Below are 20,131 nucleotides of genomic sequence, written 5' to 3' on the forward strand. Positions count from 1 at the left end.
AACTGGATCACCAACGGGTTCATTCCATCGTCGCGTGGCCGTGGATGATTGATTCACTATTGAATTAGAAATGGAATAAGGGGATAAAAACAGCAGCGGCGCAAAGCCTTTGAAAGCCTTGCGCCGCACGTTTATTCAACAGAGGGTTTGGATTGGTGAAGCGTGAAACCGGGGCGAACTCAACGCCATGCGTCGACGATAATCTTCTTCAGCACATGCAGCTTGCGATGAAAGAAATGCTCGCCGCCGGGAATCACGACCACCGGTAATTCCTGCGGCCGCGCCCAATCATAAACGGAGCCGATGGGCACGGTATCGTCCACTTCACCGTGGATCACGAGCGTGTTGTCCGGTACCTCGGCAACCTGCCAGTTACTCGCCGCCGTGCCCGCGAATACCATCCGCTCAATGGCCTCGCCTGACTCGCGCAGATGCTTCGCCACATGCGACATCACGAAGGTGCCGAACGAGAAGCCGGCGAGCACCAGGGGGACGTCAGCCTGCCCCGGTTGCGCTCGCATGTGCGCGACCACGGCCAGCAAGTCGTCGCGTTCGCCCGTGCCGTTGTCGTGCTCGCCTTGCGTTTCACCCACGCCTCGGAAGTTCGAGCGATACGTGATGTACCCAAGTTGCACGAGCGTGCGCGCGAGGGTCTGCGCCACCTTGTTGTCCATCGTCCCGCCGTACAGCGGGTGCGGGTGAGCGACCAGCGCAATGCCCCGGGTGGGCGCGCCGTCGGCGGGACGATCCAGCGCAACTTCAATCTTGCCCACCGGCCCGTCGATCAGAAACCTGTCGGTCTGTGCGTTCATTGCGTAAGCCCTCAGGCTGCGGGCTGATCGATCAGCAAACGCTCGACGATCTTGCCGTTCACCAGATGGGAGTCGACGATTTCATCGATATCCGCTTCATCCACATACGTGTACCAGGTCCCTTCGGGATACACGACCACGACGGGCCCCAGTTCGCAGCGCTCGAGGCAACCGGCCTTGTTGATGCGCACCTTGCCGTCGCCGGCGAGCCCGAGCTGTTTTACGCGCTTCTTGGCGTACTCCTGCATGGCCTGGGCATTGCAATTCGCGCAACTGGGACGTCCAGCGTCGGGGTCGCGCTGGTTGAGGCAGAAGAACACGTGATATTTGTAGAACGGGTCCATGGGCTTGGCCGGAAGATGTTCGATTCGTGGGGATTTTGTGTCGGTTTTGGCCGATTATAACGACCGGCGCTTTTCGCCGCCGTCACGCCACCGGGCAAGAAAAGCGCGCTCCGCAGTCGATGCCAGCCAGCCAAGTGCGGCGTACGGCCACACCCACGCAAGCCACTGCGAAAGACCGTTGAAATGCAGGTACCGCCCCTGGCGCCAGTCGGCGAGCACGATGTCGAAGTAGGGATTCACCGGCAGCAGGTTCACCAGCACCAGCGCCACGATGAGCGCAAGACCAGCCAGCGTCGCACGCCACGGCCGTGAGCACCAGAGGGACAGCAAGCCCGCCAGCGCGCCGCACGCAATGCCTGCTACGGCGCCGCCGGTGGCCCAGTCGAACGCGAGCCCGGAGCGCGACTGCAGGAACGCCGCCCCGGCCTTCGCACCCAGTGTCGCGATCACCAGGCAGAACAGCAGCCGCACGCGCGGCGCGCGGGCGCGCATCGGCAAAGTGGCCAGCACCAGCGCGGCAAACAGGTTGAGCGAAGTGATGAGCGTTTCCCACACGTCGTCGGGAAGCATTGCGCCGAGGTGTGCCGGCCATGCCGCGACGTTCCACGCCGCAGGGGTCCACGCGAGCAGTGCATCCTGCATGACCGGGTCGATGCGCAGCCACAGCACGCGCGGTAAATCGCCGACAGCGAACAGGAACGGCGCGGGATACATGGTGGCAAACGGCCAGAGCGCGGACAAGCCGATCATGTACGCAGCATCGCGCTCGAACCACATGAAACGCATGCGCCGCAGCAAGCCGCGATCGAGCAGCATGCTGGTGGCGGGCGCGGTGAGCGCGGCGCCCAGCAGTGCGCCAAGCGCATTTGCGGTCAAATCGAGATTCGATGCCACCCGCGTGGGCAGGTAGGTTTGCACGGCTTCCATCGTGCCGGACAACATCGCCCCGCCGATAAACGCCACCCCCGCCGCGAGCGCGCCGCGCCAGCGCGGATACAACGCGAGCACGGCCAGCGCGCCGAACGGCATATAACCGAGCACGTTGGTGATGACGTCAAACGCGGTGAGATATTGCGGCAGCGGATCGGAAAGATACGCGAACGGGCCGATTCCGAGCGTTCGCCAGCCGGAAAACGGATACAGCGAACCGTAGACCACCAGCATCGTATAAACCGCCAGTGCCTGCCGCGAAAGCGCGGACGGCCGATGCTGCCAGTGCTTGACGATCATGCGCGCCGCCCTTGTCCTTGCCCCCGCCCTGTGGCACGGCGCGCCTCGTCGACATGCATGGCAGTCACTGCACGGTCCCGGGCGCGTTCGCGGCTTTCAACGCTGTCACTGAGATGCGACCAGCGGCTGCACACCGAGCCATGCGGCCATCTGCGCGATCAGGTCGTCGGACGCGGCGGCAAGCGCACGCGCGCCGCCCGCGGCATCAGCCGTGTACGAAGGCGCCCGCGCGATGAACGTACGCTGGCTGACCACCTGCCCATGCTGCGACAACGTCACCCGCGCCGAGACCTCGCCGTGGCTTTGCTCGGGGGCATCGAAGACTTGCTCGAAGTCCGTCAGATCGACCTGCAACATGGGTGCGCGTACCGGGTCGGCGCCTGTCAGCACCGGCCCGCGCGAGGCGAGCGCTGCGCGCAGACGCTGCGTGAACAACTCCGCGGGCGACATGGTCCAGCGGCTGTCCGCATAACTGCCGGTGCGCTGGGCATCGGCATATTTCAGCCGATACACGAACGCGTCGGTATCCAGGTTCTTCGCTGCACTTACCGCCAGCACCTTTACCGGCGGCATGTTCATGGTGTTGGCCAGCGGCGCGGGTGCGCCCAGGTCATAGCGGATATTCGACACGGCCGCGGGCGGCCCTGACGCGCAACCCGCCAGTACCGCAACAACAGCTATGACAGCCAGACTGGTAAAACCGGAGCGCGCCCGCGGCAGCGGGCGCGCAGCGCGCTTGGATAAGCGCATCGCCTGCAAGATCGTGTTTGGCATCACAGTTCCCTATTTCAAGATCAAAAACGCCTGGACATCGAACTCTAGTCCGCCAAATTCCTGCGAGCAGCGGACCCGGTGCCGATGGTTCTTGCGCAATGTTTTACGACTTCATTTCGACGGTGCCGACGGCCACTGGAAACCCGGCTCGCCGGGCCCCGGCGCGGGCTGCGGCGCACCAAACAGCACGCTGCGCGGGTTCCGGTTGAAAGTCTCGGCGGCGTGATCCACCGAACGCGCCGCACTGCCCACGTCGTCGGCCAGCGAATTTACGCGCGGCAAGGTCTCGTAACCCACCCGCGCGGCCATTTCCTGCAACGACTCGTTGACTTCGTTCATCACGCGGCCTGCACGTTCGGCCGCGTCACCCGCCTTGTTCATGTTGGTGACAAACGGACCGTCCGCCCGGCTCAAACTGCTCGCGAGCGCATTGGTCGACGCGAGCGTCCGATCCAGTTGATCCAGCGTGCGCGGCAGTTGCTCCGCCACCGGGCCGACCTGCTTGCTCAGCACAGCAATACCGTCAGCGGCGCCTTGCAAGCTCTTCGCGGTCTGCAGCACCTGATCGCGCATGTCCTCGGACATGAATCTGTCTGCGTCGTCGGCAATCCGTTCAAACTTCTTGATCAGGATGTCGCCACGTTGCTGCAACTGATCGAACAAACCCGGCCGCAATGGCAGCGACGCAACCTTTTGCTTCGATGACGGCAGCGGCGTGGGATTCTTGCCGGTGTCGTCGAGTTGCACGAATGCAATCCCCGTCACGCCCTGAAAGCCGAGCGTGGCGAAGGTGGACTGCGTGATCGGCGCGTTCTTGTCGACCTCGATCCGGATGCGGATCTGCCCCGGATTTTCGTGATCGAACTTGATGGACTCCACCTTGCCCACGCCAAGCCCGCGATACCGGACGTCGGCGTCCGTGTACAAACCCGTCACATTGGTGCGCGCGACGAGGTCGTACGGCACGCGCACAGTGCGGTCCACGTTGAAAAAGAACACCGCGATGCCGATAGCGGCCAACAGCCCGATAGTGAACAGACCGGCCCAGAACGCATGGGATTTGTTTTCCATCAGCAGGTTCCTTTTTTTACTACGACGTTCCAGAGCTTCCCTGAGAGCTGCCCGGAACAATATCCACAAGACCGCCTGGAACGGTTAAAGCGCGGGACCGCATGGCGCGTCTTCCAGCGCGACCGCCGGCAATTTTGCGCGGCGCTCGGGCGGCAGCGCCTGCAGCGCGCGCCTGCCGCGCCGCCCGAGAAAATATTCGCGGATAAACGGGTGATCCACGGCCACCGCCTCCTCCACGGGAGCCGCCACCAGCACGCGCCGCTCGGCCAGCACGGCAACCCTCGTGGACAGCGCGACCATGGTGTCGAGGTCATGGGTAACGAGAACCACGGTCAGCCCGAGCGCCCGGTGCAGCGTCGCGATCAGGTCGACAAATTCGTCCGACGCCTTCGGGTCCAGCCCCGCCGTGGGTTCATCAAGAAACAGCAGTTCGGGTTCAAGCGCGATGGCCCGCGCGATGCCCACACGCTTGATCATGCCGCCCGACAACGCCGCCGGCATCTTGCTCATGTTCTTGCACGACAGCCCGACCATCTCGAGCTTGAGCATCACGAACTCGCGGATCAGCTCCTCCGGAATCTTGCCCAGTTCGCGAAACGGCTGCGCGATGTTGTCGTACACCGACAGCGACGAGAACAGCGCGCCCTGCTGGAACATCATGCCGGAGCGTGTGCGCAGGATGCGCGCGGTTTCGTCGTCCATGTTCGCCCACTCGTCGCCGAGCACACGGATCGTGCCCGACGTGGGCGACTCCAGCCCGAGCATCTGCCGCACGAGCGTGGTCTTGCCGGAGCCCGATCCGCCGAGCAGAGCCAGGATCTCGCCGCGCCGCACTTCCAGGTTCAGGTGCTCGTGAATCACCGTACGGCCGTAGCGCTTCGTCACGTCCACGACTTCGACCACCGGTTCGGCGGTGACAGGGGTAGGTTTGTTGCGAACGGCGGATGCAAGGGTAGCCGACATCAGATGCCCACCGACTGGAAGAGGATGGCGAACACGGCGTCAGCAAGAATCACGATGGTGATGGACGACACCACCGAGGTGGTGGTCCCCTCGCCCAGGCTCTGCGAATTCGCCTTGATGCGGAAGCCGAAATGGCACGCGGCCAGGCCAATCAGCATGCCGAACACCACGCCCTTGCCCAGCCCGATCCACAGGTTGGCGACCGGCACGACCGACGGCAGCGAGCGCACAAAAAAGGACAGGTCGATACCCAATACCAGTTTCGCCGCCAGCGCGCCGCCGAGGAGCGCCACCATGTTGGTCCACATGACCAGCAGCGGCATGGCAATGCCGAGCGCGAGCACGCGCGGCAGCACTATCCGCAGGCCATGCGGGATACCCATGACCTGCATGGCGTCGAGCTCTTCTGTCACGCGCATCACGCCGATCTGCGCGGTGATGGCGGAGCCGGAGCGGCCTGCCACCAGGATGGCCGAGAGCACCGGCCCGAGCTCGCGGATTACCGAAAGCCCCAGGATATTCACGATGTACTGGTTCGCGCCGAACATGCGCAGTTGTTGCGCGGACAGATAACTCAGCACGATACCGATCAGGAACGCCACGAGCGCCGTAATGCCAAGCGCCTGCGTGCCCGCGGCATAGATGTTCGCGGAGATTTCAGTCCACGGAATGCGTTTCGGGCGCCGGACCAGCCCGATCAGGTCGAGCACGAAGCCGCCGAACATGACGAGGCCGCCCAGCAGATGCTCGAAGAACGAGAACAGCATCAGGCCCAGGCGCGTGATGGGGTCGATACGATCAATCTGCTCAGGCTCTTCACGATTCGCGTCAAGCAGCGCGACCCGTTCGAAGATTTCCCTTTGTGTGTCCGATAGGGTGACACGCTCCGGCAGCTTCCTGCCCCACACACGCCACAGCGCCTGTCCACCGACGTGATCGAGCCGTTCGACAGGCAGCAGGTCCCACTGCCTGATTGCTTCCTGCCCGACGCTGCGCAGCCGGTCCACTACGCCGCGCTTGGCGCTCGCGTGATCGCGCGCCAGTGCGAACGCCGTCCACTGGCCGGAAAGCCGGACAACCTTGCCCTGCTGACCTGACTCAACCTTCAGGCCGGGCGGAGTGTCGAAGTTCAAGGCTTGAAAACGCTCCAGGTAGGGGCAAGGGAAAAGCCATTGTAGCGAAGGTGCGTCACGGAATCTCGATCACGCGGGGCGTTGGCCAACCGGCCAGGGTTTCGGCGCCCGAGCGCGGTGCAACGATCCGCGTGAGTGTTTCCCCGTCAAGGCTCCCGGGCGCCAGATCGCTACAATGCGGATATGAACTCATCCAACTCGTCTTTCCCGCTCGACGCGGCCTGGCGGATCGACCGCGACCGGCTGATGTCGCTCGCCGCGCGGCCGGTGCGCGACTGGCCGATCGAGATCGTCGATGAAACGGGCTCCACGAATGCCGACCTGATGGCGCAGCTCAAGGAGCAGCCCCGCAACAAGACATCGGCGTCGGCGCCCGACTCGTTCTCCCCGCGTTCGACGCTGAAGGCCGCCGATGGCACACCGTTCGTGCGGGTTGCGTACTTGCAGACAGCGGGCCGCGGCCGCCGGGGCCGCACGTGGGTTGCGCAGCCCGGCAACGCGCTGCTGTTTTCCACGGCCTGCATGTTGCCCCGGCCGCTTGAAGGACTCGCGGGCCTGAGCCTCGCGGTCGGCACGGCCGTGCTCGATGCGCTGAACAGCTTGCCGCTGACGGCATCGGCGAGACTGGCGCTGAAATGGCCGAACGACATCCTGCTCGACGACGGCAAGCTCGCCGGCATCCTGATCGAAACCGCGTGGAACACGCCGAGGGCGAGCGCGGTCGTGATCGGCATCGGCATCAACCTGCACGGTGCGGCCGAATTGGCGGCCGAACTCGATGAAGCCCAGCGCCGGAACGCCCTTCCCGTACCGGGCAACACGCCGGCGTCCTTGTCGCGGGCGTGGCCCGAAGCGAATCTCACCGATACCCTCGCCGCCGTCCTGAACGCGCTCGACGCCACCCTGGCGCGTTTTGCCGCCGATGGCTTCCGCCCTTTCCGCCAGCAGTGGCTGGCGGCGCACGCCTACGCGGGACGCGAGGTGGTGCTGCTGGAACAGGGCGTGGAGGTGGCGCGCGGCCTGGCGGTGGGTATCGACGACAACGGCCAGTTGCAGATCGATACGCCGACCGGCCTGAGGACCGCCACCACCGGCGACGTCTCACTGCGGCTCGCGGAGCAACGGCCGTGAGAGGTTCACCGTTTCTGCTCATCGATGCAGGCAATAGCCGGATCAAGTGGTCACTGGTAAGCGCCACTCGGGAAACGCTGAACGGCGGTGCGTTTGAACATGTTGAGGTTGAAGCCGTGCTGGCGGATATAACCGATTGGTCCAGCTTGCCGCGCCCCGCAGCCGCATGGATTTCGAACGTCGCAGGCCCGCGCGTGGGCGAACGCATTGCCGCCCTGCTGGACGCACGCTGGCCCGGCTTGCCCCGCACGATCGTGCGTGCACAGGCGCAACAATCGGGCGTGACGAACCGCTACACGGAACCGGCGGCGCTCGGCAGCGACCGGTGGTGCGGCATGATCGGCGCACACGCCGCGTACCCCGGCGAGAACCTGCTGATTGCCACCATCGGCACGGCAACGACGCTTGAAGCGCTATTGGCCGACGGCACCTTCACCGGCGGCCTGATCGCGCCCGGCTGGCTGCTGATGATGCAATCGCTCGGCACCCACACGGCACAATTGCCCACGCTGCTCCCCGATACCGCTCGCCGCGCGATCAGTTCATCCAGCGACATTTTCGCGACGGACACGCGCACGGCGTTATCGACGGGATGCCTGCTCGCGCAGGCGGGTTTGATAGAGCGGGCGTGGCACGATCTGCGCGCCCAGTGGAACAATGACGTGCGCCTGATTCTGAGCGGTGGGGGCGCCAGCGAAGTGGCGGGCGCGCTAAAGGTGCCGCATACTCGCCACGACTCGCTAGTGCTCGCGGGGCTGGCGTTAATTGCCGATGAAGCCGCCCACGACGCTAGCCCCGAAGCTGCCGTTTCCCGTTCACCCGATTGATGGAGCGCTTTCCATGCTGCGCTGGCTGCTCGCCCTTTTATTTCTGGCAAATCTGTTGATGTTCGTCGTCGTGCAAGGCGTGTTCGGACCGCTGCCGTCGGCCGGTGGACGTGAGCCGCAGCATCTCGACCGCCAGGTGCACCCGGAACTGGTGAAGGTTCGCCCGATCAGTCCGGAAGAAGCCGCTGACCAGGCGGTGGTCGGCGGTCCCGCACCTTCGGCCGCGGTGCAGGCAGCGCCGCTCGCGCAATAAGCGGGTTTCCGGCTGCGCCCTTATCCCTGCGTGCGCACTTTCTTGAGCAATGCGGTCGTCGAGCGATCGTGCTCGAACGCGATCGCCAGCGCCTTGCCGCCCCAGCTCCGCACCAGCGCCGATTCCGCCAGCTTGTCCATGTCGTAATCGCCGCCTTTCACCAGCACGTCCGGATGCAGTTCGCCGATCAGTTCCAGCGGCGTCGATTCCTCGAATTTCACCACCCAATCCACGCTTTCCAGGGCGGCGAGCAGCGCCATCCGGTCATCTTCGCGATTGATCGGCCGGTCGTCGCCCTTGCCGAGCATGCGCACAGACGCGTCGCTGTTCACGCCGACGATTAACGTTGCACCCAGCGCTTTGGCGTCGGCGAGATAGGTCACATGACCGCGATGCAGGATATCGAAGACGCCGTTCGTGAAAACCACCGGCGACGTAAATTGCGGGCGTAAAGCGGCAAGCGCGTCGCGCGTCATGATCTTGCGTTCGAAAGGAGCGGGCATGGCGGTAAGCGATGAGAGATTCGGAAGGACCGTAGTGTGCCATGCATGGCGGCGCGCGCTGTGACGTTCAAGCGCGTCTGCGCCTGGGGAGCGCCCTTCAAAAACAAAACAGCCCGCCGGTCATCAACCAGCGGGCTGTTCAGGACGACATGCCGGGTTTCCGGTCAGGCCGGCTGTTGCGACGCCCCTTGCGCAGCCTGCAGACGCAGCACCACTTCCTTGCGATACCGGTTCAATTCCTGTGCCGTGGCAAATGAGCGCTCGAACAAAATGGACAGGTTATGCAAGATCCGTTCGACGACCTTCTTTTCCCAGCTGTCGTCAAAGCGAATTTGTTCGTCGAGCCAATGTTCGAGCCATTCCGGATCCGGCAAGCGCGACTGAATGGTGTCGCGCGGAAACAGCGCCTGATTCACGTGAAGATTGGTCGGATGCAGCGGCTTTTCCGTGCGCCGTGCCGATGCCATCAGGACACCGATCTTCGCGAATGCGGCCCGCGCGATATCGCCGGTTTGCGTCATCGCTTTCTTCATGTAGCGCAGATACGCACCGCCATGCCGTGCTTCGTCACGCGAAATGGTTTCGTAGATGTGCTTGATCACCGGTTCCGTGTGCCACTCGGCTGCGCGCCGGTACCAGTGGTTCAGGCGGATCTCGCCGCAGAAGTGCAGCATCAGTGTTTCGAGCGGGGGAGCGGGATCGAATTCGAAGCGGACAGCGTCCAGTTCTGCTTCGGTCGGCACCATTTCGGGCTTGAAGCGGCGCAGGTATTCCATCAGCACGAGCGAGTGTTTCTGCTCTTCGAAGAACCACACGCTGATGAACGCCGAAAAATCGCTGTCGTTGTGGTTGTCGCGCAGGAACATTTCCGTGGCGGGCAACGCGGACCATTCGGTGATCGCGTTCATCTTGATGGTCTTGGCTTGTTCGTCGGTCAGCAGCGCCGAGTCGAATTTGTCCCAGGGAATATCTTTCTCCATGTCCCAACGAACCGATTCCAGCGATTTATACAGTTCCGGATAAAGCATCGTGTTCATAGTCCACCCCTGGTTTGCAACGTAGTGCGACAGTTCTGTCTGTTGTAACTTTAGCCGGCTACGCGCGGGAATCCGCGCCGCCAGCAGCGAAGCTTTCAATTTTACGCGGGAATCAGGCGTTCAGATGCAAAAACGGTAAAGAAGCGCCTGTCGCGTCCTTCTGCGACTTTTTGCCCGTTGCAAACGTGCAGCCCAAGCCGCGTTGCAATGTCTACCGTGGGTGAGGAGCGAACCCTGTGCCTGAGGTAAGTACGAAGCACGAACTTTGATGAAGCTCGTTTAAAGCCTTTTTTGATACTTTGTAAAATCCTGTTGCTCGGCGAGGCGCTTGTTACCACCTTGCCAGACCTCAGCGGCCGAGCTGCTGCGTACACCGCGTGAAGCATGCCTTTCGTGCATGACAGGCGCAAGGCGCAATGTTGTTTTACGCCACACCGCCGGCCGGACCCTGTATTGCGTACCCGCTCACGACCGTAGTCACGCCCGGGCGGCCCCGCTGCATCAACCCTGATGCGGCGCAGGCGATGCGGCAAACTGCCCGTCGATCATAGCATGGCGCTATAGCGCCACTCCGCTACAGCTTCTTCAATCGGCCCAAACCGCGCGACGTTCAACACGCCGCAGGACAGCTTGCGCCTTGATGCAGCGCCGCTGCCGCCGACCCGGATCGCCCCCTTCGCAGGCACCGCCTGGCGCAACTCCTTCAATCCATTGACCACAGCGTGGACAAAACATAATCAACGGGTAGCCGTCAAATTCCGGCTGCGTGCATCCATCGCGACCGGGATTGCGTAAATCACCTTGAACGCGGCACGGGCAACCGCCGGGAGTTCCAGCCAAAAGAGCCATCGGGCAGTCGACACGAAAGAGCGAAACACACGGAGCAACGTCATGAAAGTTGCAGTAATCGGAGCGGGGATCTCTGGACTTGCGTGCGCGTACCGGCTGGCGAAGGCCGATTCGGGTATCGACATAACGCTGTTCGAGGCAAACAGCTACTTTGGCGGTCATACAAACACGGTCGATGTGACACTCGACGGCATCACGCACGGCGTGGATACCGGCTTCCTGGTCTTCAATCACCGTACCTACCCGAACCTGGTGAAGCTGTTCGAGGAGCTCGACGTCTCCACCACCGCGACCGATATGTCGTTCTCCGTATCGCTGACGGACCGTCGGCTGGAGTGGGCGGGCAGCGGCCTGAACACGGTTTTCACGCAGCGCCGCAATCTGCTGCGCCCGGCATTCCTGCGCATGCTGGCCGATATCCTCCGCTTCAACCGCACGGCCAGCGCGTTGGCGCTGGCTGGCAAGGACGTTCAACTCGCCGAGCCGGTGAGCCGTTTTCTCGAACGCGAAAAGTTTTCGACGGCATTCCGCGACTGGTACCTGCTGCCGATGATCGGTGCGATCTGGTCATGCTCGACATCGCAGATGATGGCGTTTCCCGTCGGCACGCTGATCCGCTTTTGTCATAACCACGGCCTGCTGCAGGTCAACGACCGGCCGCAATGGCACACCGTCAACGGCGGCGCACGCGAATACGTGCGGCGAATGCTCGCGGTAATCGGCGATGCCCGTGTCTGCGCGCCCGTGACATCGGTGAGACGCAGCTTGCGGTGCGTGGAAATACACAGCACGCGCGGCACGGAACACTTCGATCACGTGGTGCTTGCGTGCCACAGCGACCAGGCGCTGGCTCTCCTCGCGGATCCCTCGCACGACGAATCGGCCATGCTCCGCGCGATCGGCTACGCGCCGAATCGCGCGGTGTTGCATACGGACACTGCGCTGTTGCCGGCACAGCGCGCATGGTCGGCATGGAACTACGAAAGCCGCACCGGCGAACTGGGCGGCGAACCGCGGTTATGCGTGCATTACCTCATCAACAAGCTGCAACCGCTGCCGTTCAAGACGCCGGTGATCGTCTCGCTGAATCCGGTGCGTGAGCCGCGTTGCGACACGGTAATGCGCGAGTTCGCCTACAGGCATCCCGTCTTCGATCAAGCCGCCGTGCAGGCCCAACGCGCTTTGCCGTCTATTCAAGGCGCGCGCAACACGTGGTTCGCGGGTGCATGGACCGGTTACGGCTTCCACGAGGACGGCCTGAAGTCGGGGCTGGAGGCGGCAGCTAAGCTGACCGGCATCGCGGCATCGAACAGTAACGAACCGGCGCTTGCAGCATGAGTGCGCCCGCGTCTCACTCCTTCGATGCCCCCGACCTGCTGCTCGTCGGGCCCGTGCGCCACAAGCGGCTACGCCCGGCGCGCAATGCGTTCTCCTACGGCGTTTATACGTTGCGGCTACCGCTGCGCGCTCGTGCTGCAAGACTTGCACAAGGCACGCAGCGAGACTCGCGCTGGTTCGCTACCAATCGATTCGGTTTACTAAGCTTTTACGACTGCGATCACGGCGCCGAGGGGCAAACGGCGCTGCAATGGATCGAGTCGATGCTGCATGAAAACGGCATCCACGACGCCGCGGGCGAGATCTTCCTGCACACCTTCCCGCGCGTGCTGGGCTACGTCTTCAATCCGGTGAGCTTCTGGTTTTGCGAGCGCTCGGACGGCTTGTTACGCGCCGTGGTCTGTGAAGTGAACAACACCTTCGGCGAGCGCCATTGCTATCTGCTCGATGCAGGCAGCGGCATCCTGAACGGCACGCCGCTCACCGCCGCCAAGGTTTTCCACGTGTCGCCGTTCTGCAAGGTGCAGGGGCATTACACATTCCGCTTCATGTTTGCATCGCCGAAACACGGCAAGCCGCTGCGCTCGCTCGCGCGCATCGACTACGACGACGGAGAGGGTCCGCTGCTCCTGACCAGTATCGCGGGGAGCGCACGCCCGCTCGATGCGCGCAACGTGCTGCGCGTGTTCTTCGGTTATCCGCTGATGACGTTCGGTGTCGTCGCGAAAATCCACTGGCAGGCGCTGAAGTTGCTCTTCAAGCGCGTGCCGTTCCTGAGAAAACCCACTCCGCCGGCTGCGAACGTCTCGCACGAGCGGGCCGAATTGCCGACCAGGTGACTTGCAAATGTCGACGCAGCCCTCCTCCCCTTCATCGCTTCGCAGTCCGTCTGAATCGTGGTTCATCCGGCCCTTGCTGCGGACTCATCGCGCACTGCGCAGACCCGCGGCTGCGCGCATGGTGCTGAGGCTCTTGAGCCAGCTTCAATACGGCGTGCTCGATGTCCACCTCCCCGACGGCACCACGCGCCGTTACGGACAAGCAGCCGACGCCCCCGGCAACCCGCCGTACGCGCGTGTCGCGCTGACCAACTGGAACGTGTGCGCGGCGGCGCTGAAGAGCGGCGATATCGGCTTTGCGGAAACCTACCTGGCGGGCGACTGGCATACCGACGATCTCCCCGCACTGCTCGACATCATGGTGCGTAACCGCACGACGATCGAGGCCGTGATCTACGGCTCGTGGTTCGGCAAGCTGACGAACCGCTTCCGCCATCGTCACAACGCGAACACCAAGGAAGGCAGCAGGCGCAATATCCACGCGCATTACGATCTCGGCAATGCGTTCTACCAGCTCTGGCTCGACAGCACGATGACCTATTCGAGCGCCCTCTTCGACGGCTCGCCAGACCAGACACTCGACGACGCACAGCGTGCGAAATACCGGCGGCTGTTGAACGAGTTGAAGCTCGAGGGGCTCAATCCAAGCGTGCTGGAAATCGGTTGCGGCTGGGGCGGATTCGCGCAGCTCGCCGCAAGCGAAGCGAAAGCGGACGTGACCGGCCTGACGCTGTCCACCGAACAACTCGCTTACGCGCAACAGCGTCTGGCAGATGCGGGGCTGGCCGCCAGGACCGATCTTCGCCTGCAGGATTACCGCGATACCTACGGCCAGTTCGACGCGATTGCGTCGATAGAAATGTTTGAAGCCGTGGGCGAGGAATATTGGCCGGGCTACTTTGAATGCCTCAAGCGCAATCTCAAGCGCGGCGGGCGGGCATGCGTGCAGACGATCACCATCGACAACGCGCTGTTCGATCGTTACAGGACGAGCACCGACTTTATCCAGCAGTATATTTTTCCGGGCGGTATGCTGCCTTCGCCTGCCGTGTTCGTGCAATCGGCGGAACGCCATGGGCTGAAAGTGGTCAACCAGTTCTCCTTTGGCCGCGACTATGCACGCACGCTCAGGATATGGCGTAATGCGTTTGTTGCGCGGCTCGACGAAATTCGCGCACAAAGATTCGACGAACGATTCATCCGCTTGTGGGACTTTTACTTATGCTATTGCGAGGCCGCGTTCGCGCACTCGAACACCGACGTCATCCAGTTCACCCTGGAACACGCCTGATCGCCAGGATCGCCGCGCTTGCGCTGGTCCTGATCGTATTGCCGTTGCAGGCGTTTGCCTTTGACGCAGAATCGATCGTGCGCCAGACGATTCCGCAAGCCCGCGTGCAGGGCGAAGGCGAGTTGCGCATGTACGGTTTTCATATCTACGACGCCAAGCTGTTTGTGGGGCCGACAGGCCTGTCGAGCAAGGAATTGACGGCGCGGCCGTTTGCGCTGGATATCGAATATGCGCGTGCTTTCAAGGGCCCCGCGATCGCCAAGAGAGGCCGCGAGGAAATGGACGACCTGAAGGTGGCAAGCAAAGCGCAGACGGCGCAATGGCAAGAGCAGATGGAGAAGATCTTCCCGGACGTGCAGCCGGGAGATCATGTTATTGGCGTATTCGTGCCTGAACAAGGCACGACGTTTTATGCCGACGATAAAGTCATCGGCACGATTGCCGGCGACGACTTCGCCCGCGCATTCTTCGCGATCTGGCTCGATCCGCGCACGTCGGCGCCGGGCTTGCGCAACCAGTTGCTCGCCAACGGCGCGGTGCAGTAGCTTAGCGTTTCAACCGCGCCGCAGAACCGCCGAGCCACTTCAGGCATGGGTCAAAGCGGCTTCTTTCGTGGCGCCGCTTTCCTGGCGGGCGCTTTCTTCGCTGCAGCTTTGGCGGGCACAGGCGGCACGCCGGTTTCAGGCGGCGCAGCGGCTTCGGGCGGCTCTACCTCATCGTCGTCATCGCCGTTCTCGTCCTCATCCGTGCTCATGCTCGGGGCTGCCGCGCCGGCATGTTGTTGCGCCAGCGCCAGGGTCGCAAGACTGTTGAATTGCGACTGAAGCATGTTCCACCAGCCGGAAGGATCGAATGAAGCGTCGTTCCCGCCGGCGTCACCGGGCGCTGCCGTACCGGGCTCCGGCTCCGCCTTCGGCTCTTCCCGCGGCGGCGCCGGCCACGCGGCAGCCGTCGATGATGCGGGCTGCGAAGCCTGCGCCTTCTCCACCGACGACTGCGCGAACGCGCCGAACGCACGCAATGTGGCAAGCGTCGCGCGCTGCACTTCCAGCGCCTGGATAGCCGATTGCAGCATGTTCAGGTTGAGCTTCAGCCATTGCTCGACCGCGCGCATGTCCTTGATGCGCTTGTCGAGTTCTTCAACGTTCGTGAGCGGCGCGAGCATGTCGGACATCATGGACAGCGACGGGGATCCCCCTGGTACCGCGGCTGCCGCGAACGGGTTCAGCTTCATCATGTCCCACATCTTTTCCATCATGTCGCCCTGTGCGAAACCAGACATGCCTGGGATGCTTCCAAAGGGTGACGTGCCACCGGGCGTATCGGTCATAAGACTTTCTCCTTGATGCTGCGAGTAGGAATGAGAGAAACCACAAACTAGTCGATGCGGATCTAAAACGGCGATCCGCCCGGGAAATCCGGCGCGCGCCGCTCACGCAGCGACTTGATACCCTCCTGCACATCGGGCCCGGAAAAGCCCATGAATTCGAGCGCCAGCGAGGTATCGAAAGCCGGGCCAGCCGTTCTCAGCCAATTGTTCAGCGCGTATTTCGTCCAGCGGATGGCGGTCTGCGACCCCTGCGCCAGACGATTCGCGACTTCGATGGCTTTCGGCATCAGTTCGCTTTCGTCCACTGCCAGCGACACCAGCCCGATGCGTTCCGCTTCCTCGCCGCTCACCGGTTCGCACAACAGCAGGTAATACTTCGCTTTCGCCATGCCGCATAGCAACGGCCACACGATTGCCGCGTGATCGCCGGCGGCCACGCCAAGCCGCGTGTGACCATCGATAATGCGCGCAGTTTTCGCAGCGATCGAAATATCGGCGAGAAGACCTGCTACCAGTCCCGCGCCGACCGCCGGCCCGTGCATGGCCGAAACAATCGGCTTGCTGCAGTTGATCACGTTATAAACAAGGTCCCGCGCCTCGCGCCAGACCCGCGCGCGGACCTCGAAGTCGGAGGCCATCTGTTCGACCAGACCCAGGTCGCCGCCGCCCGAGAACCCCTTGCCCTCGCCACGAATCAACGCCACGCGCGTGTCCGGATCGCGATCTATATCACGCCAGATATCCGCCAGTTCACGATGCATGTTCGCGTCCGCGGTCGCAAGTCCGCTTTTGTTCGCGCCCGCGCCGCTCATCACGATTTCGAGCACACCGTGATCGTGCCGCCGCAATTCCAGCGACGTGTAATGCGCGTAAAGAGAAAGGTCGCTCATGGTCGTGCCTTAGCTAAAGAAAGATCAACGCGGTTGATAGATCCACTTGCCGTTCTCGATCTCCGCGATCACCCGGGCACGTTGATCGAGACCGATATGATCGTTCGGCGTCATGTTGACAAGGCCGTTCGAGTCCGCAAAATTCTTCGTGTTTTCCAGCGCGTCGCGTAGAGCGCCACGGAACTCGGGCGTGCCCGGCGCACCCGCCTTCAAGGCAATCGGCACCGCGCGGTTCAGCAACATGCCCGCGTCCCACGCATACGAACCGAACGCCGAGACCGTGCCCGCGCCGTACTTCGACTCATACAGCTTGATGTACTCGAGCGCGAGATGTTTCGCCGGATGATCGTCGGGCAGTTGCGACGCGACGAGCACGGGGCTCGCCGGCAGGAACGTGCCGTTGCAATCCGCCCCGCACACGCGCAGGAAGTCGCGATTGCCCGTGCCGTGATTATGATAAATCGTGCCCTTGTAGCCGCGCTCTTTCAATGTTTTCGGCGGCAGCGCGGCGGGCGTTCCCGCTGCGCCTACGACCACCGCGTCCGGCTTCGCCGCGAGGATCTTCAGCACCTGTCCGGTCACGCTGGTGTCCGTCCGGTTGAAGCGCTCGTTTGCCACCATGGTGATGTGGTGAAGCTGCGCGAACTTGGCTACTTCCGCGTAGAAGGTCTCGCCGAGCGCGTCGGCCTGACCAATGAACGCCATCGTTTTCACGCCGTGATTGCTGGCATGTTCGGCAATGGCGGATGCCATCATCGCGTCGGTTTGCGGCGTCTTGAAGACCCAGTGGCGCTTGGCGTCCACAGGTTCAATGATCTTCGACGAAGACGCGAGCGAGATCATTGGCGTCTGGCCGTCGGCGACCACATCGATCATGGCAAGCGAGTTCGGCGTAATCGATGATCCGATGATCACGTCCACGTGGTCTTCGGAGATCAGCTTCTTCGTGGTCTGGACGGCCTGCGTGGTGTCGGAGGCGTCATCGAGAATGATGTAGTCCACCGGGCGCCCGCCCATTTCCTTCGGCAGCAACGCCACGGTATCGCGGGCCGGAATGCCGAGCGACGCCGCCGGCCCCGTCAGCGACAACACCAGCCCGATCTTCACATGCGGCGTCTGCGCCCAGGCCGCCGTTGAAAGTGTGATCAGGACACCCGCCGCCAACTGCCTGAACGCCGTTCCCCATCCGCCGCCTGACTGCATTGAAGTCTCCTTGTTATGAGTGCGTCGACGCCCGGTTTTTTGTAAGCGTTTCGACGCAATGCGGCTAAGTGTAGGGCGGCGCAGCATACGAGCGCATCGGGCGAAACCCCTTACCAGTGGCGTCGCTGATTCACCGGCTATTCAATCGGCTATTCATTCAGCGCCACGACCGACTGATCGATCGCGCCGAAAATCGACTTGCCGGCTTCGTCGAATATTTCGATCTTCACACTGTCGCCGAACTTCATGAACTCTGTTGCGGGCGCACCGTGTTCGATGGTCTCCAGGCAACGTTTCTCGGCGATACAGCAATAACCCCGCTTCGTGTCCTTGTTGGAAACCGTGCCCGAACCGACGATCGATCCCGCGCGCACATTGCGGGTCTTGGCCGCGTGCGCGATCAGCTCGCCGAAGTTGAACACCATGTCCGTGCCGCAATCGGGCTGGCCGACTTTCTTGCCGTTCCAGTGCACGATCATCGGCCTATGCACACGGCCTTCGCGCCACGCGTCGCCCAGTTCGTCGGGCGTGACCGCAACCGGTGAAAACGCGGTGGCCGGCTTGCCCTGGAAAAAGCCGAAGCCTTTGCCGAGTTCCGCGGGAATCAGGTTGCGCAGCGAGACGTCGTTGACCAGCATCAGGAGGCGGACGTGCCTGAGGGCATCAGCGGGTTTGACGGCCATCGGCACGTCGGTGGTGATCACGGCCACCTCGGCTTCGAAGTCGATGCCATAGGCCTCCGACGCACACACGATATCGTCCGTGGGTCCGAGCAGATCGTCGCTGCCGCCTTGGTACATCAAGGGATCGGTCCAGAACTCGGGCGGCATTTCCGCTTTGCGGGCGCGTCGCACGAGTTCGACATGGTTCACGTAAGCCGAGGCGTCCGCCCACTGGAACGCACGGGGAAGCGGCGCCATGCAGGCTTTGGGATCGAAGGCGAACGAGTGGCGCGCGCGGCCCTGGTTCAGCGAATCCGAGAGATCCAGCAACTGCGGCGCGTAAAAAGTCCAGTCGTCCAGCGCGCGTTGCAGCGTCGGCACGATCGCGTCGGCAATGGCCGCCGTGCGCAAATCACGCGATACAACGACCAGTTGGCCGTCGCGCGTTCCGTCCTTCAGCGTGGCAAGTTTCATAAAGCGTTTGTACGTTTAGTGACGATGGAGGAAATCTATTTTACGATGGTGAATCATGTCGGGGCGGTTTTGGGATAATTCGGGCTGGTACGGTGAATGGTTCGCTGCGTTTGCCGGTTTGTTTTCAGGGCTGGCGAACGTCCGTTTTGAGCGGTGATGGCGTTTGCGGCTTGCCGTTGCACGTGGGCCCCCTGGCTGCTTACCGCTGCTATCAAGGCCGCTCATGCGCCCGACCTAACCTCGTTTTGTGAACCGGCTCGCGCCGTCATCAATTTCCCCATGCCCTCTTCCAGCCGTCCTGCTTCGCCCACGCTGCCCGGATCCGAACAGGTCGAAGCCGACGATACCCTCGATCTGGCAGATTCCTCCGACTCAACCGACACCGCCGAGGAAAAGTCCCGCTCCGGCATCCAGTCGATCGAGGTCGGCTTCCGCCTGCTCGATGTGCTGACCAACGAGCCACGCGCGATGATGCTGCGCGATCTCGCCCAGCGCGCCGGCATGAGCCCGGCGAAAGCGCATCGTTATCTGGTGAGTTTCCTGCGGCTTGGCGCGGTCTCGCAGGACCCGGTGTCCGGGCGCTATGAACTCGGTGGTTTCGCGTTGCAGATGGGTTTGGCGCGGCTTGCCCGGGTGGACGGCGTGAAGCTCGCACGCATCGCGCTGACGGGATTGCGCGACCGGCTGGACCTGACGGTGGGGATCGCGGTGTGGGGCAATCAGGGGCCGACGGTCGTGCACTGGATGGAATCGAGTTATCCGGCGAAGGCGGCGTTGAAACTGGGCGATGTCATGCCGCTGTTGACATCGGCGACGGGTTTGCTGTTTGGCGCGTGGCTACCGCGCAGCAAGACGCAAGCGATGCTTGATCGCGAACTTGCCGCCACGCGCCAGTCGATGGCGGATATCGAACCTGTGTTCGCCGAGATCCGCGCGCACGGCGCGGCGCGGGTGGAGGGCATGTTGCTGCCGACCATCCATGCGTTCTGCACGCCGGTGTTCGACTCGACCGGCGATCTCGCGCTCGGACTGATTGCGCTCGGCCACGAGGGATCGTTCGATACCCGCTGGGGCGGCGAAATTGACACTGCGTTGCGCGAGTGCGCCGGGCAGCTTTCTTACGAACTCGGGTACAAACCGGGCGAACGGTAAGGCCTGAGGATTGCGTGATGTTTCA

Annotated in this window: 21 protein-coding genes; 8 read left to right on the forward strand and 13 right to left on the reverse strand. The window is 62.8% G+C overall.

The genetic code is table 11. The annotated features are described in order from the left end of the window. Positions 1 to 179: 179 nt before the first annotated feature. The 7 genes from AWB69_RS02985 to AWB69_RS03015 all read right to left on the reverse strand — a co-directional run bounded on the left by AWB69_RS02985 (position 180) and on the right by AWB69_RS03015 (position 6,327). Positions 180 to 812 (reverse strand): alpha/beta hydrolase, encoded by a 633-nt coding sequence (locus tag AWB69_RS02985; RefSeq protein ID WP_062081987.1) that lies wholly within the window; start codon positions 810 to 812, stop codon positions 180 to 182. A gap of 11 nt (positions 813 to 823) precedes the next feature. After that, positions 824 to 1,156, reverse strand: coding sequence for a (2Fe-2S) ferredoxin domain-containing protein (locus AWB69_RS02990; RefSeq protein WP_062081989.1), 333 nt, complete (start codon positions 1,154 to 1,156; stop codon positions 824 to 826). 54 nt (positions 1,157 to 1,210) lie between these two features. Beyond that, positions 1,211 to 2,386: a VanZ family protein gene (locus tag AWB69_RS02995; protein ID WP_062081991.1), complete on the reverse strand. Its 1,176-nt coding sequence runs from the start codon at positions 2,384 to 2,386 to the stop codon at positions 1,211 to 1,213. Positions 2,387 to 2,491: 105 nt separating this feature from the next. Then, on the reverse strand, positions 2,492 to 3,160 hold the full coding sequence (locus AWB69_RS03000) for an ABC-type transport auxiliary lipoprotein family protein (RefSeq protein WP_407923008.1): 669 nt from the start codon (positions 3,158 to 3,160) through the stop codon (positions 2,492 to 2,494). Between the two features lie 111 nt (positions 3,161 to 3,271). Further along, positions 3,272 to 4,231 carry an MlaD family protein gene (locus AWB69_RS03005; RefSeq protein WP_062081993.1) on the reverse strand — a complete coding sequence of 320 codons (960 nt, stop codon included), beginning with the start codon at positions 4,229 to 4,231 and terminating at the stop codon, positions 3,272 to 3,274. 84 nt (positions 4,232 to 4,315) lie between these two features. After that, the gene (locus AWB69_RS03010; RefSeq protein ID WP_062081996.1) at positions 4,316 to 5,194 is read right to left on the reverse strand and encodes an ABC transporter ATP-binding protein; all 879 of its coding nucleotides are present in this window, start codon (positions 5,192 to 5,194) and stop codon (positions 4,316 to 4,318) included. Beyond that, the gene (locus AWB69_RS03015; RefSeq protein WP_062081998.1) at positions 5,194 to 6,327 is read right to left on the reverse strand and encodes an MlaE family ABC transporter permease; all 1,134 of its coding nucleotides are present in this window, start codon (positions 6,325 to 6,327) and stop codon (positions 5,194 to 5,196) included. The genes AWB69_RS03010 and AWB69_RS03015 overlap by 1 nt, the downstream gene beginning before the upstream one ends. Before the next feature lie 183 nt (positions 6,328 to 6,510). Here AWB69_RS03015 and AWB69_RS03020 point away from each other — a divergent pair, with 183 nt between their 5' ends. Genes AWB69_RS03020 through AWB69_RS03030 form a run of 3 tightly spaced genes read left to right on the forward strand, consistent with a single transcriptional unit; the run spans position 6,511 to position 8,538 of the window. Further along, positions 6,511 to 7,458 carry a biotin--[acetyl-CoA-carboxylase] ligase gene (locus tag AWB69_RS03020; protein WP_062082000.1) on the forward strand — a complete coding sequence of 316 codons (948 nt, stop codon included), beginning with the start codon at positions 6,511 to 6,513 and terminating at the stop codon, positions 7,456 to 7,458. Continuing rightward, positions 7,455 to 8,285, forward strand: coding sequence for a type III pantothenate kinase (locus tag AWB69_RS03025; RefSeq protein WP_062082002.1), 831 nt, complete (start codon positions 7,455 to 7,457; stop codon positions 8,283 to 8,285). The genes AWB69_RS03020 and AWB69_RS03025 overlap by 4 nt, the downstream gene beginning before the upstream one ends. A 13-nt stretch (positions 8,286 to 8,298) precedes the next feature. Further along, entirely contained in the window at positions 8,299 to 8,538 is a 240-nt protein-coding gene (locus tag AWB69_RS03030; protein ID WP_062082005.1) for a hypothetical protein, read from the forward strand. A 20-nt stretch (positions 8,539 to 8,558) separates the two neighbouring features. Here the strand turns inward: AWB69_RS03030 and rfaE2 are convergent, their stop codons facing one another. Both rfaE2 and AWB69_RS03040 read right to left on the reverse strand, forming a co-directional pair. After that, entirely contained in the window at positions 8,559 to 9,041 is a 483-nt protein-coding gene (gene rfaE2, locus AWB69_RS03035) for a D-glycero-beta-D-manno-heptose 1-phosphate adenylyltransferase (protein ID WP_062082006.1), read from the reverse strand. A gap of 164 nt (positions 9,042 to 9,205) precedes the next feature. Beyond that, complete coding sequence (locus tag AWB69_RS03040) at positions 9,206 to 10,078, reverse strand: ferritin family protein (RefSeq protein WP_062082008.1); 873 nt, start codon at positions 10,076 to 10,078, stop codon at positions 9,206 to 9,208. Between the two features lie 891 nt (positions 10,079 to 10,969). Here AWB69_RS03040 and AWB69_RS03045 point away from each other — a divergent pair. From AWB69_RS03045 to AWB69_RS03060, 4 genes are read left to right on the forward strand one after another with little or no spacing between them, the layout of a single operon-like run. Beyond that, entirely contained in the window at positions 10,970 to 12,265 is a 1,296-nt protein-coding gene (locus AWB69_RS03045; RefSeq protein WP_062082010.1) for an NAD(P)/FAD-dependent oxidoreductase, read from the forward strand. After that, complete coding sequence (locus AWB69_RS03050) at positions 12,262 to 13,104, forward strand: DUF1365 domain-containing protein (RefSeq protein ID WP_062082012.1); 843 nt, start codon at positions 12,262 to 12,264, stop codon at positions 13,102 to 13,104. Before AWB69_RS03045 ends, AWB69_RS03050 begins: the two co-directional genes overlap by 4 nt. 7 nt (positions 13,105 to 13,111) lie before the next feature. Beyond that, positions 13,112 to 14,395, forward strand: coding sequence for an SAM-dependent methyltransferase (locus tag AWB69_RS03055; protein ID WP_082913244.1), 1,284 nt, complete (start codon positions 13,112 to 13,114; stop codon positions 14,393 to 14,395). Next, a complete protein-coding gene (locus tag AWB69_RS03060) occupies positions 14,326 to 14,940 on the forward strand; it encodes a chalcone isomerase family protein (RefSeq protein ID WP_082913245.1) in 615 nt (204 codons plus the stop codon). Before AWB69_RS03055 ends, AWB69_RS03060 begins: the two co-directional genes overlap by 70 nt. A 50-nt stretch (positions 14,941 to 14,990) precedes the next feature. On the opposite strand, the gene AWB69_RS03065 is transcribed toward AWB69_RS03060, so the two are convergent. The 4 genes from AWB69_RS03065 to AWB69_RS03080 all read right to left on the reverse strand — a co-directional run bounded on the left by AWB69_RS03065 (position 14,991) and on the right by AWB69_RS03080 (position 18,954). Next, positions 14,991 to 15,725 carry a PhaM family polyhydroxyalkanoate granule multifunctional regulatory protein gene (locus AWB69_RS03065; protein ID WP_062082017.1) on the reverse strand — a complete coding sequence of 245 codons (735 nt, stop codon included), beginning with the start codon at positions 15,723 to 15,725 and terminating at the stop codon, positions 14,991 to 14,993. 62 nt (positions 15,726 to 15,787) lie between these two features. Then, positions 15,788 to 16,615, reverse strand: coding sequence for an enoyl-CoA hydratase/isomerase family protein (locus AWB69_RS03070; RefSeq protein ID WP_062082020.1), 828 nt, complete (start codon positions 16,613 to 16,615; stop codon positions 15,788 to 15,790). 24 nt (positions 16,616 to 16,639) lie between these two features. Beyond that, entirely contained in the window at positions 16,640 to 17,818 is a 1,179-nt protein-coding gene (locus AWB69_RS03075; RefSeq protein WP_062082022.1) for an ABC transporter substrate-binding protein, read from the reverse strand. A gap of 149 nt (positions 17,819 to 17,967) precedes the next feature. Further along, on the reverse strand, positions 17,968 to 18,954 hold the full coding sequence (locus AWB69_RS03080) for a fumarylacetoacetate hydrolase family protein (RefSeq protein WP_062082025.1): 987 nt from the start codon (positions 18,952 to 18,954) through the stop codon (positions 17,968 to 17,970). A gap of 279 nt (positions 18,955 to 19,233) precedes the next feature. Between AWB69_RS03080 and AWB69_RS03085 the strand changes: the two genes are divergently transcribed. Continuing rightward, on the forward strand, positions 19,234 to 20,106 hold the full coding sequence (locus AWB69_RS03085; protein ID WP_062082456.1) for an IclR family transcriptional regulator: 873 nt from the start codon (positions 19,234 to 19,236) through the stop codon (positions 20,104 to 20,106). Positions 20,107 to 20,131: the final 25 nt, after the last annotated feature.

Source organism: Caballeronia udeis, assembly GCF_001544555.2.
In the GTDB taxonomy this organism is placed as follows: Bacteria; Pseudomonadota; Gammaproteobacteria; order Burkholderiales; family Burkholderiaceae; genus Caballeronia; species Caballeronia udeis.